This is a genomic window from Paenibacillus polymyxa M1 (genome assembly GCF_000237325.1).
Taxonomy (GTDB): domain Bacteria; phylum Bacillota; class Bacilli; order Paenibacillales; family Paenibacillaceae; genus Paenibacillus; species Paenibacillus polymyxa_C.
Window position 1 is genome coordinate 2058605 of the sequence record NC_017542.1, and the last position, 13102, is coordinate 2071706.

The following is a 13102-nucleotide window of genomic DNA, read 5'->3' on the forward strand; positions in this document are numbered from 1 at the left end:
GGCACGATGAGATCCTTCTGCGATGTTGATGCAGATAGGGAAATTCTGTTGATATGTATCCTAGCAGGAACTATACATTTCATAAATATTCCTGATCTCCAATGGTTTTGGGTAATAATAAAACATGGACTTTGTCTTGAAATTTCATTATAGTAATTCGGTATGAATAAATTTGAAGGGTAAGCAGGAGGGATGGCTTTGGCTTTTGGAGCACGGGTGTTAAAAACGGGAATCGCAGTGACGCTCGCCCTTTTTCTGAGCACGCTTTTGAACACCCATTCGCCTGTGGGGGCAGCGATAGCCGCTATTTTTGCCATGCAACCGTCGATATATAGGTCGTGGCGTTATTTTCTGGATCAACTCCAAACAAGCACATTAGGTGCAGTCATGGCGTTGCTGGGCGGAATGGTATTTTCGAATGAGCCGATTGCGGTCGGACTGGTATGTGTATTGGTACTTATGATATGTCTGAAAATAAACATGGCTGATACGGTTGGATTGACACTCGTGACCGTTGTTTCTGTCATGGAAGCTTCAGGGGACTGGAAATTTGCAGTAACCCGCTTTGCGCTGACTCTGATCGGGATTGTGTCTGCTTTTGTCATCAACATTACTGTTTTTCCTCCCAAACCGAAAAGGCAGTTTATCAATCAGATTCAAAATGTATTTAACAGCATGTCCTTGCTGCTGCGAACCGCCATTTCAGATGAGATTAAGGAGTCTGTCTTTAGAGAGGAAAAGGGAAATTTGCAGGGAGCTATTAAATCACTCTCGGACAAATATCATTTGTTCGAAGAGGAGCAGAAAAAGCTCAAGCGCACCAAGTTTAGTCAGACGAGACAAATGGTCGTATACAAACAAATGCTCGAAAGTTTGCACAAAGGATACGAGGTCTTGGATGCGGTGGAAAGGCACTACTTCCAGTCTTTACGTCCAAAGGGAACAGATGCGTTTTTTGACGATCATCTGGAGCGGCTGATTCGTTTCCACGAGCACGCTCTGCTGAAATTCGAAAATAAACTGAAACCAAATGAGGATGAAAGTGAATTGTTTCAGCAGGCCAACGGCGATTTTATGAAGCATGCCATTACACGTTTTGACCATTGTGAGGAGGGAATGCTGCGGCTTTCCATCGTAGCTGCGACGATGTACGACTATGGTCATCAGCTGGAGCGATTAAGCAGACTGGCCGACCATATTCATCCTGTGGAAGAGAGTCGATAGGCAATTTCGAAAAAAAGAAAAGGCGACCGCATTCATCAATCAGATGGACGGTCGCTTTTTTATGTCATGAATTCAAGGATGTAGGAACAGGCTAATGGAAGATTGCCAGAAAATACAAAAAAAGCCCACTGGTTGCGAACAGGGACTGAACTTGCTACAATAGAGGATGCTATGTTTTACATCGTAAAACCGTATTGCATAAGTTGTTAACACACTTCTTGTTACATTATAGCATGCTTCAAAGGAATAGTCAATTTTCCCGGATCAGGGGGATGCGATGAGTATACCCGGGTCCATAATAGAGCATAGTTTGTACGCAAGGGAGCCCTGCGCGGAGCAGGAGGAAACGGAACAGGAGCGATGTCAGTGACTACTGAGCAGCAATGGAATGAGGAACAACGAAGAGTAGAAGATGTGACCGCAGTCATTAGCGGGCGTATTCGGAAGCTGGAGACAGAGGTTGGTTCTGTGCGCGGCGATGTTGTCGATATGCGTAAAGACTTCTGGGATGAGGTAACGATCAATTTCAGTGAGGCGGATGATGTGGGAGAGACGTCCACCAGTTTGCGTCAGCAGTCTGAGATTTTGTCTGAGCGGGAACGAAGACACAAGCATTCCACTGAGGCGCTAGGGCGTTTGAAAAAGTTGCTGGACTCACCCTATTTTGCACGCATTGATTTTGCTGAGGAAGGGCAGACTGCGGAACGCATTTATCTGGGGATTGCCTCCCTGCTGGATAATCAGGATGAGGAATTTCTGATCTACGACTGGCGTGCGCCTATTTCGAATCTTTATTACGATAACATGCCAGGTCCCGCTTCTTATAAGACCTCAGCAGGAGAGATGGAAGGAGAACTGACGCTCAAACGCCAATTCTCAATCCGTGACGGACAGATTCGCTTTATGTTCGATACAGGCGTCACCATTGGAGACGAACTCCTTCAAGCCGTATTAAGCCGGAGCTCGGATGCTCAAATGAAAAGTATTGTCGCTACCATTCAAAAGGAGCAGAATCGCATCATCCGTGATGACCGAAGCCGCATGCTTATTGTTCAGGGAGCGGCAGGAAGCGGCAAAACCTCTGCAGCGCTTCAGAGAGTAGCGTATTTGCTGTATAAGTATCGGGATCGCTTGCGAGCGGATCAGGTCGTGTTATTTTCGCCAAACCCCATGTTTAACAGTTATGTTTCGACGGTATTGCCTGAATTGGGTGAGGAAAATATGCTTCAGGCCACGTTTCAGGAATATTTGGAACGGCGTTTGGGCCGGGAGTTTCAGTTAGAAGATCCTTTTGAGCAGCTGGAATATGTGCTATCAGCGTCGTCACAGCCTGGGTATGAAGCTAGGATGGAAGGTATCCGTTTTAAGTCATCCAAGACGTTCTTACATGTGATTACAGGCTACAAGGCGCATCTGGAACAGGAGGGAATGCGTTTTAAACCTGTTCGTTTTCAGGGACGTGAGGTGATCTCAGTAGAGCAAATGGCAAGCAAGTTTTATGAATTCGACTCGGCTGTGCGGCTGGCGAACCGATTGGAACTGCTACGCGATTGGATGCTCAAAGAGCTGGCCCGCTTTGGTAAGGAAGAATGCTCCGCTCCTTGGGTGGACCAGCAGATGGATCTGATGGAGCCGGAGGATTATCAGCGTGCATATAACCGCATGCGCCGTAAATCCAAGAATAAAGGCGATACCTTCGACGACTTTACACGTGAAAGAGAAATATTGGCACGTATGGTGGTCAGTGACCGCTTAAAGCCCTTGCGCAAGTGGATTAAGGCACTCCGCTTCGTGGATACAACCCGTCTATACAGCGAGTTGTTTATGAACGAGACGTTATTAAGCCAACTGTCGAATCATGCAGAGCTACCCGTCAACTGGAGTGAAATTAGTCGGCAAACTCTGAAACGAATTCAGGCTGGAGAATTAGCGTATGAGGATGTGACGCCCTTTTTATATTTGCGTGAGCTGATGCTGGGCTTCCGTTCCAATAGTAACATCCGTCATGTGTTTATTGATGAGGCACAGGACTATTCACCATTCCAGCTGGCTTTCTTTAAACGATTATTTCCGCAGGCTAAAATGACGGCACTCGGCGATTTTAATCAGGCCATCTATGCCCATGCTTCGGTGCTTCAGGATGCAGAACCATTGTATGACCTGTATGGAGCAGACCAGACCGAGATGATTTCCCTGACACGCAGCTATCGCTCAACACAGGAGATTGTAGAGTTTACCCGGGGGATGGTAGCAGGGGGAGAGCATATTGTTCCGTTTAACCGTAAGGGTGAGAAGCCTCTGGTAACCGAGGTGAACTCGCGTGAAAAGCTACACCAACTGATTGCCGGGAATGTTACAAAATTGCTGGCAGAGGGTTATGAATCCATCGCAGTGATCTGTAAAAATGCTGATGAAAGCGCGGCAGCCTACGAAGCACTGGAAGGACAACTGCCAGTAAAGCCAAAATTAATTAAGAAAACAACCCCTGCTTTTGAAAAGGGGATTCATATCATTCCGGCCTACCTGGCGAAAGGCGTGGAGTTTGATGCGGTTCTCATTTATGACGGATCAGTCCAAGAATACCAGCGTGAGAGTGAGCGTAAATTGTTCTACACGGCCTGTACGCGAGCGATGCATTTGCTGCATATATATAGCATAGGGGAGATTACGCCATTCGTGAGTTCGCAGGAATCGGAGACGTATATCCGTAAAGTGGAATAAAGTGACCATGTTCTTTAGGGGCGGCTGGCATTGTTGAGCGTATTCCAGTAACATAAGCAAATAAGCCAAACAGGTAAGAAGCATAAACGGAGGTTACAAACGTAATGGACATGAAGAGAGTATTTCAACGCCCGCCGCTGGCGGACTGTGTACCCGAGTTGATAGCTACAGCTAGAGGGGAGCGCAAGGCATCGCTGGTGATCCGCGGAGGAACGCTGGTCAATGTGGTATCGGGCGAATTGTTACCGGGCATGTCTATTGCTGTGCAAGGCTCTCGTATCGCATATGTCGGTAGAGACGTTAGCCATACGATTGGAGAAGACACCGTAATCATTGAAGCGGAAGGCCGCTATATGGCACCGGGTTTGCTGGACGGACATTGTCATATCGAAAGCACACAGCTCACCGTAACTGAATTCGCGAAGGCTGTACTGCCGCTGGGCGTGACGGGCGGTTTTTTTGACCCACATGAAATTTCCAATGTGCTGGGTCTAAAAGGGCTTCGTCTGATGCTGGACGAAGCACGCACGACACCGCTGGCTGCTTACATGCAGGTAGCTTCGTGCGTGCCTTCCACAGGCCCAGAGCTGGAAACGACAGGTGCCTCTTTCGGTCCGGCGGAAGTCGCAGAGGCTCTAAGCTGGGGCCCGGATATGATCGGGCTGGGCGAAGTTATGAATTTCCCTGGCGTCGTCTATGGCGACGACGTGATGATCGGGGAAATTCAGGCCACGCTGCGCGCCGGCAAGGTGGCAGATGGCCATTTTACATGGGCCTCCGATGATTGGCGGCTGCCGGTCTATGCAGCCGCAGGAATTACGGGCGATCACGAATGTGTCACGCCCGAGGATGTAGCCGAGCGTATTCGGCTCGGCATGTATGCCAAGATGCGGCAAGGCTCCGCATGGCATGATGTGGCCGAGACGATCCGTGCCAGCACGGAAATGGGTCTCGACACGCGCCGTATGATGCTGGTGACGGATGATCGCAGCGCCGAATCCTTGCTCCATGAAGGGCAGATGGATTTCGTTGTCCGTCATGCCATTGCGCAGGGCGTTAAGCCAGTGACTGCCTTTCAAATGGCAACGCTGAATACGGCAGAGCGCTTCGGCGTAGCACGGGACATCGGCTCGATCATTCCTGGTGCGATTGCCGATATTATCTTGCTTGATGGCCGATTGGCCGAAGTGAATGTGACGGCTACCATTGCAGCGGGTCAACTGGTGGCCGAGTACGGTCAAATGGTCGCCGACTGGGACGGCTTCGTTTATCCTGCGGAAGTAATGGACACGGTCCATTTGGGTCGAGAGCTGAGTGCCGCAGATTTCTGTATTGCGGCTCCAGTGCAGGAAGGGAATGTACCTGTACGAGTAATTCGTGTCACGGAAAATCACGTGGATACGAAGGAAGTGCGGATGACCGTTCCGGTGCGTGATGGTGAAGTTGCATCAGATCCTGCACAAGACTTGTGTAAAATCGCCGTTTTCGAGCGGCATCATGCCAGTGGCAGCCACGCGGTAGCACTTGTGACAGGCGTCGGCTTCACCGAGCCAGCCGCAATTGCCATGACCGTAGCGCATGATAGTCACAACCTGCTCGTCATCGGCAATGATGACGAGCTCATGACCCAGGCGGCGAAGCAGGCCGTTGCCCTGCGTGGCGGCGTGGTGGTCGTATCCGCCTCGGGTGAGACGCGCTTCCCGCTTCCGATTGCCGGGCTGATGTCCCCAGCTCCGTTTGCTGAGGTAGCTGCGCAGTCCGAAAGCATCAGCCAGGCACTTCAGCAATCCGGCTGCATGTTGAACAACGCGCTAATGACACTGTCGCTGCTCGCACTGGTCGTAATCCCTGAAATCCGCCTGTCGGATCAGGGTCTTGTCGTGATCGGAGCCGACGGTATACGCAAGGTGTCTCTTTTCGTGGAAGAGGATGCTACGGAAGCCTGATAGAATACATCACTGGGGTTGTCCTGCAGGTCTACCCAGACCTGTGGGATAGCCCCTGTTTTCTTATATAGTCCTAAAGGTATCTTTGATTTCTTAATCAACGTTTTGTGGGGTGGTGAGGAGATGCAATTATATTATCGTTCATTAGAAAATATGGCTCATCAAGCCTCAATTATAGATCAGGATTGGAACAGGTTTGTAGAGCAAACCCGTGTGAGGCATGTTCAGCAAGGGACATATCTTATTGAAACAGGGGAACCTGTGAAACACGCTTATTTTTGTTCGGAGGGATTATTCCGTTTGTTTTATACTTTGGCAGATGGCAGAGAGTATAATGTTGGTTTTTCACCAGAAGATGATTATGTAACCTCTTATGGCGCTATGGTTCAAGGTAAACCATCCACTTTTACGATTGAGGCCATGGAAGATTCGGTTGTTATTGAAATTCCATATTACGTATTAAAGGAGCTTATGGATACAAGCCATATGTGGGAAAGATTCGTGCGTAAAAGCGTAGAAAGACTGTACATTCGCAAAGAGGAACGGGAACGCGAATTGTTATATCTTTCTGCTAGGGAACGTTATGATGCCTTTCTTCTCAAGTATCCCGGGTTAGACAAACGAGTTGCACAATACCATATAGCTTCGTACATAGGTGTATCCCCCGTCTCACTTAGTCGTTTGCTGCGCAGCAAGCCGCATTAACCTATGTTAATGCGGCTTGGCAGACAAGCAGCGTACAATAACGATAAATCCATTCAAGCTTCACTAAAAAGGAGATAGGCATATGCGTTATATGATGATTGTATTATTGGAATTCTACCCTTCTTGGTTGGCTCTTCCTCGGGAAGAACGCCGCAAACATGCGGGGGCCTTGCAGGCTCGTATTCAGAAGTACAGCGAACATGTTCAGGTTCGTTTTTTCGATGCAGAAGCACTGCCCGGAAAGGACTATACGGATTTCGTTGTATGCGAAACAGAGGATATGAAGCAATATCACTATATGTGGGAAGAAATTCGTGATTCGGAGCCGTATACCAAAGGATATATGAAGATTAAAGATGTAGTAATGGGGATGGAAAATGCATTTCAGTCCTATGAGTCCGAAATGCTACAGATGGACAAATAACTCCCCGTACTCCTTTACTATGTAAAAGTAGGAGTTGAGCTTGTACAGGTTTTAAACAAGGCGAGTTCCCATGCTGTTTTATTCAGCTGGGAATTCGCCTTTTATCTAATAGAGACGATAATAAGATAAAATCGTATTATGCAACTGTATTACTTATAACCGTCATAAAACCATTATTTGTAGCATTATTAATTAACTGATTAATAGATTTTGCTGCGCTATCGCTAAACAAGTACCACTCATCTTTGGATACGTCATGAATCAAAAACTTGGGATACCCGATTAAAACTTCGGATGGAAAGGACTGGATTAAAGAATACACATCAAAACGAGCTAAGCTTTTCCCTTTTTGGTCTAAAAAATCGTATTGTGCATTTTTATAATAAGACCCAGGTGTGTCAATAGTGAGTCTCCAAGAATAGTTTTCAGGTGCTTCGACTTTTTCGCCTTTGTTTTTTGCAAAAATATTATAAATGGCTTTGTTATATGCATTGCCATGAATTTGCTGAACTACGCCGCCCATAATCATATGGTATTCCTGTTGAAGTGCCTTTACTTGTACACCGTCTATGAGCAATGGTTCAATATTAATAGTCACTGCAAAGTTGCTGTAATTGACATTACAGCCAAATGTCTCTGCAATAAAACGAAGTGGAACATATATGTTGTTATTTTTCAAGTATGGTTTTACATCAAGCTGTATCTTTTGACCGTTTTTCTCCGCTGTGCTTTTGTTTACTGCTAATTTTACTTTCATATCGCTTTTAGTGAGAATAACCTCGGAATCGGACCATTCGACGTTAGCCCCCAAACTTTCGCTAATAACACGTAGAGGCACCATTGTACGTTTGTTCTTCATTTGTGGCTTTGCATCGGTTGCTATAGCCACACCGTCAATTTTGATTTGATTTTGTGCTGCATAAGCAGTGGACGATGAAATACATAAAAAGATAGCAAGAAAAGCCCCAAAGAATGCCTTGTTCATAAAAGATTGCTCCTTTTTTTGATTAATTTGTTGCACAGTAACTTTCCCCCATATTAAGACGCGACTGGATAAAAATTTGTTGCGTTTTCCTGTTCATCAACTTGACGTAACAACCAGTTTGTACTATTCAACTGAATTCCGATATTTACCACCCAAAAAATTCTAATCTTCCTGGGGAATTATGTCGATAACATTGAATATTGTTCATAAAATTTACAAAGTAAATCCTTAGGGGGAAAGTTAATGAGAAAACAGCTAAAAGTTGCGATTTCTCTAGCATGTTTAATGATGTTTATAGGTTGTTCAGCATCACCAGTATCACAGCAGACGACCAAGATTACATTTTTGAATTCTAAATCTGAAATAAAAACCCAATTAGAAGAAGTCGCAAAACAATACAATCAAGAGCACCCTGAAGTATCTTTAGAAATTATAACCGCTCCAGAGGGAACGTCTGCATATCAAAAGCTGATGTCGATGTACGGCTCAGGAAGCCCAGCAACGATGTCGATGCTTGACCCGGGTGACACGCAGACATTCCTGGATAAAGCCGTTGACTTAAGTAAAGAGAAGTGGGTAGCCGATACGATAGAAAATGGACTTGATGCAGTTAAGAAAAACGATGCTGTGCTGGGATTCCCATTTGCAGTGGAAGGCTACGGATTAATCTATAACAAAAAAGTATTGGACAAGGCAACAGGGGGTCCTTTTGATCCTTCTTCGGTCAACAGTAGAAGCAGCCTGAATTCATTAATGGCTAAAATTCAGAAGTCGGGAGTAGCACCAGTCATGCTTTCACCAATGGACTGGTCTCTTGGCTCTCATCTTCTGGCTCTGGCTTATTCTGTTCAACCTGGAGGTTTTCCAGAGTTTGTTAAAGGTATGCAGAACAACTCCATCGATATGTCCCAAAACAATGTAATGTCTGGATGGGTACAAACTTTAGATCTGCTCAAGGATAACAACATCAATAAACACGCGCCTTTGGACAGTACGTATGAGGATGGATCCAAAGCTTTGGGAGAGGGCAAGGTAGGGCTTTGGTTTATGGGCAACTGGGCTTGGAATGGAATAAAGAGCAATGATACGGCAAATGAGGAATACGGGTTCTTGCCTCTTCCGCTAAACGATAATACAGATGATCCCAACAATTCAAAGATCACAGTTGGTGTGACAAAGTATGTATTCATTGACTCCACAGCTACTACGCCGCAGCAGCAAGAGGAAGCAAAGAAATTTTTAAACTGGCTGGTATACGAAAAGTCGGGACAGGAACTTTTGGTTAACAAGGCTAATGTTATACCAGCCTTTAAGAATATTGACTTAGTGCCTTCCGATCCCTTGAGTAAATCGATCAAGTCATATATGTCGAACGGAAAGACGCTGCCGTTTATGGCAACCCTTCCACCTGATCATGGGGCCATCACAGGAGCATCTATCCAAAGCTATATCAGTGGAAAGATAGATAAGGCTGAGCTCTTACGCCAAATACGCATATACTGGAAAGCTCAGCAGGGATGATACGAGACCAGTCACGGGAGGAAGATAAGGGTGTTTAAATTAACATTAAAGAAAAAAATAATTAGTGCAGCGCTCATACTGGTAATCGTACTGTCCCTTTCAAGTGTTATAGGCGTCATTAAGATGTCGGAAATGGGGGAGGCTTCTGATAAGGTAAATAACAGGTCGTTACCTGCGGTTATTCTTCTTCAAGGTATGGATAAGCAGATTACAGAAATCGATAGACTCACCGTTCGAATGATACTCGAAGAGGATGCAGCTGCTCGCAGCACTTATCAAGAAGAACTAGCCAAAGCTACAGATTCAATGGATAAGAGTGTAAATAAATATCAAAGTTTGGCCTCTACGGCAGAGGAAAAAGAACTGTTCACCAACTTTTATGGTCAGTGGGCAATGTATCTTCGCCATCTAAAGGTGGTTTCTGCGGCCATGGAAGAAAACGACAAAGTGATGGCCTACATGATCATTCATGGAAATTCTTCTATTTATAAGGCAGCATTAGACGATGTAAATAAACTGAAGCTGCTTAATGAGCAGTATGCCACTGAGGCAGCTAATCAATCGAGTCAATCTTACCATTCAGGTAGACTTTTGATGATTTCTTTGACTATCATATGTACGATCCTTGGAATTATCGGTTCTTTTTTATTGGCTCAATCGTTCACTAAGCCCATATTAAAAATAGCAGAACAGATAAAGCTGGTAACGAGAGGGGACCTGCAAGTGGAACCCCTTAGGGTCCGATCCAAAGATGAGGTCGGGGAGCTGGCATCCGATTTTAATGAAATGTGCGATTCGCTACGTAACCTTTTAAAGGAAGTTGTGGATAATTCCTTACTGGTTGCCTCTACGGCTGAACAGCTAACGGCCAGTGCAGAACAGACAAGCATTGCTACCGAGCAGATAGCTATAAGTGCCACTCAGGTTGCGGAGGGTTCTCAGACACAGCTTGCAGATATAGCTGAAACGCTGAATTACACGGTAGGCGTTTCTAAAAGTGTAGAGAGCATAACCAATCGCTTTGTGAATGTGGCGAACCTCACAACCCAAGCACAAGAAAAAGCAAACAACGGGAAAACCCAAATGTCTTCCACCGTCTCTCAAATAAGAGATGTGCATACCAAGGTAACTCAATCCGCTGAAGTGGTAAATATTCTAGGCGAAAAATCTGCAGAGATTAGACAGATCACAGCTATGATTAGCGATATATCTGCCCGAACCAACTTGCTTTCACTCAATGCGAGTATAGAAGCTGCACGAGCGGGAGAGCAGGGAAAAGGATTTGCGGTTGTCGCTTATGAAGTACGTAATTTGTCGGCACAAGCAAGTGAAGCAACGGGCAAGATTTCCTCTCTGGTCAACGAAATCGCATTAAGAACAGACGAAGTTGTGATTTCGATGAATGAAGGTGTTCAATCTCTAAATGAAGGTATGATGCTTGTCGAAGGTGTCGGTAACGTCTTTTCTGAAATTGTCGGTGCCGTGGAAGAGGTGAGCGGTGAGGTAGATACTGCGGCTGTAGAAGCAAGATCCGTAAATGAAGGAACCGTTTCTATGGTGGAATCTATGAAGAAAATTGCCGAAATCTCCGAACGTGCAGCCGACTCTACTCAAACAGTCGCAAGCGTAGTCGAGGAAACTACTGCCTCCATGGAGGAAGTGTCCGCAGGTGCTAATATGCTTGCCAAGCGGGCGGAAGAGATGAATCAAACGGTGTCCGTATTCAAAATTTAAAGTAAGTTAGCGGTAGTCTTGGACGAGAAAAACAAGTCCTAGACTACCGCTGTTGTATTCAACTCTTGTGTCTAAATTAGCGTATAATTACGAATGAACTGCTTCAGCTTGTTTAGCAGCTTTTTTCAGATTCTGTTTGCGGCGTTCCTCTAGATATCGTTCTCCATTTTTCTTGTCAGCTGTTAGCGTAAAGCAGGAAATGATGGTGAACAGACCTGCAATGGAACCCAAAATAACATAAGTGATTGGGAAATTCAGAACTTCATACATATGTCCGACAATAGGTGAGAAAACAGATACCACCAGGGAGCCCATAAACAAATACAGTAGGTACATGGTGGACGATAAGCGCTGGTCAAAGTTGACGGTAATGTACTTGAAGATGGCTACCAGAATCAGCGGTTTTTCCAGGGAGTGAATCATCTTCATCGCAGCCACCCATATGGAACCGAACGGCAGCGAAGAACCGATAATACGCAACGACATGATCGTTCCGGCAATAATCAATGCCCATTTGGCAGTCGTTTTGTTCACAAACCATGGGGTAACAAACAGGAACACAAATTCCAGGAATACCTGTACAGCACTTAAATCGCCAAGGAATTGATTTCCTTCTGCTTTGGAACTGAACTGAGATACGAAATAGGTGGCAAATTGCTGGTCATATACCTCATAAATTTGGGTCACGCCAACCATGAATAGCATAAGAAACCAGAACTTTGTGGTGCGTACGAGATGTAGTACGTCAATGAGCTTCAACGATTCAGTTTTCTGCTGCTCCTGTCCAGAAATTTCGACTTTGGTCAAGAAGATGCAGATCATGGCAACAACAGCAGATACGGAGGCAATCCAGAAGGTCAGATTTACATTGATGTTGATGACCCGCCCCGCAACAAAAGTAGCGGCCGCCCATCCGAGTGAGCCCCACATACGAACTCGTCCGTATTCAAAGCCGTATTTGCGCGATACTTTGTCCATATAGGAATCGACGACACCGTTACCTGCATTAAACACCAGACCGATAAATAGTGCACCGACAATGGCACCAATGACGAACTGCGTTTGAAGCAATGGACCGTACACATAGATAAAAAAGGGCCCGACGAGCAAAAGGATCGTAAAGAGTATGTACAGCAGATGTTTTCTCAAGCCCAGCTTGTCGGATAAGTACCCAAACAGGGGTTGCATGATCAAGGCGACGATAGAGTTCGCCGCGTATAAAAATCCTGTGTAGGTTTCTGAAATCCCCAGGCTTTGTCCCAGCCAAATGACAAAAAAAGACATGGCGGCAGACCATGTAAACAGATAAGCGAAATTAAAAACGCTCAAAGACCAGTAGTTACGTTTTGCTAAATTCATGTTTAAGCACCCCTTCAAATTATAGCCGCTCAATGTATTGCATACGTCTTTAAACATTGTCTGTACTATTAATTGTAAGGATGATTCAATTGAATCCATAGGGCATTTTCCCAAGATTTCCTGTGCTTATTGCAATCAATTGCTAGATGGGTTATACAGAGCTTTTATTATCTTGTAAGAATTAAGTCCTACGTGTAAAATTGTTCGTAGTTCATTAGGCTCATTTAGTAGGAGGAGAAACATGGCACGAAGCAGAATTGTTCTAAGGTCTGGCTGACATGGTCATACTGATAGCACAATAAATTGCTAGAGCAAGGGGATGAAGTGGTTCTTTCGCAAGTACAAAGTTACTTGAAACCGTGAACGTATATAGAGTATTGTGTAATGATGAGTTATCGAAACTCACATCTTGAATAATGTTCTTACACCGATCGGGAAGGGTTAGCGGAGGGCTATCCCTACTTGGTGTTGCTATGCCCTATT

The 13102-nt window shown here is 45.4% G+C and carries 9 protein-coding genes; 7 read left to right on the forward strand and 2 right to left on the reverse strand.

Features of this window, described 5'->3' with window-relative positions:
* Nucleotides 1-192: 192 nt before the first annotated feature.
* The 5 genes from PPM_RS09365 to PPM_RS09385 all read left to right on the forward strand — a co-directional run bounded on the left by PPM_RS09365 (nucleotide 193) and on the right by PPM_RS09385 (nucleotide 7020).
* Entirely contained in the window at nucleotides 193-1224 is a 1032-nt protein-coding gene (locus tag PPM_RS09365; RefSeq protein ID WP_014599646.1) for an FUSC family protein, read from the forward strand.
* A 360-nt stretch (nucleotides 1225-1584) separates the two neighbouring features.
* Nucleotides 1585-3945, forward strand: coding sequence for an RNA polymerase recycling motor HelD (gene helD / locus PPM_RS09370; RefSeq protein WP_231860488.1), 2361 nt, complete (start codon nucleotides 1585-1587; stop codon nucleotides 3943-3945).
* Between the two features lie 104 nt (nucleotides 3946-4049).
* Complete coding sequence (locus PPM_RS09375) at nucleotides 4050-5891, forward strand: adenine deaminase (protein ID WP_013370576.1); 1842 nt, start codon at nucleotides 4050-4052, stop codon at nucleotides 5889-5891.
* A 123-nt stretch (nucleotides 5892-6014) separates the two neighbouring features.
* Nucleotides 6015-6596, forward strand: coding sequence for a Crp/Fnr family transcriptional regulator (locus PPM_RS09380; RefSeq protein ID WP_013370577.1), 582 nt, complete (start codon nucleotides 6015-6017; stop codon nucleotides 6594-6596).
* 82 nt (nucleotides 6597-6678) lie between these two features.
* Nucleotides 6679-7020 carry a darcynin family protein gene (locus PPM_RS09385; RefSeq protein ID WP_013370578.1) on the forward strand — a complete coding sequence of 114 codons (342 nt, stop codon included), beginning with the start codon at nucleotides 6679-6681 and terminating at the stop codon, nucleotides 7018-7020.
* A gap of 136 nt (nucleotides 7021-7156) precedes the next feature.
* On the opposite strand, the gene PPM_RS09390 is transcribed toward PPM_RS09385, so the two are convergent.
* The gene (locus PPM_RS09390) at nucleotides 7157-8005 is read right to left on the reverse strand and encodes a copper amine oxidase N-terminal domain-containing protein (RefSeq protein ID WP_014599648.1); all 849 of its coding nucleotides are present in this window, start codon (nucleotides 8003-8005) and stop codon (nucleotides 7157-7159) included.
* A gap of 243 nt (nucleotides 8006-8248) precedes the next feature.
* On the opposite strand from PPM_RS09390, the gene PPM_RS09395 reads away from it, so the two are divergent.
* Both PPM_RS09395 and PPM_RS09400 read left to right on the forward strand, forming a co-directional pair.
* Entirely contained in the window at nucleotides 8249-9526 is a 1278-nt protein-coding gene (locus PPM_RS09395; RefSeq protein ID WP_013370580.1) for an ABC transporter substrate-binding protein, read from the forward strand.
* A 30-nt stretch (nucleotides 9527-9556) separates the two neighbouring features.
* Nucleotides 9557-11260: a methyl-accepting chemotaxis protein gene (locus PPM_RS09400; RefSeq protein ID WP_013370581.1), complete on the forward strand. Its 1704-nt coding sequence runs from the start codon at nucleotides 9557-9559 to the stop codon at nucleotides 11258-11260.
* Nucleotides 11261-11347: 87 nt separating this feature from the next.
* Here the strand turns inward: PPM_RS09400 and PPM_RS09405 are convergent, their stop codons facing one another.
* Nucleotides 11348-12619 (reverse strand): oligosaccharide MFS transporter, encoded by a 1272-nt coding sequence (locus tag PPM_RS09405; protein ID WP_013370582.1) that lies wholly within the window; start codon nucleotides 12617-12619, stop codon nucleotides 11348-11350.
* Nucleotides 12620-13102: the final 483 nt, after the last annotated feature.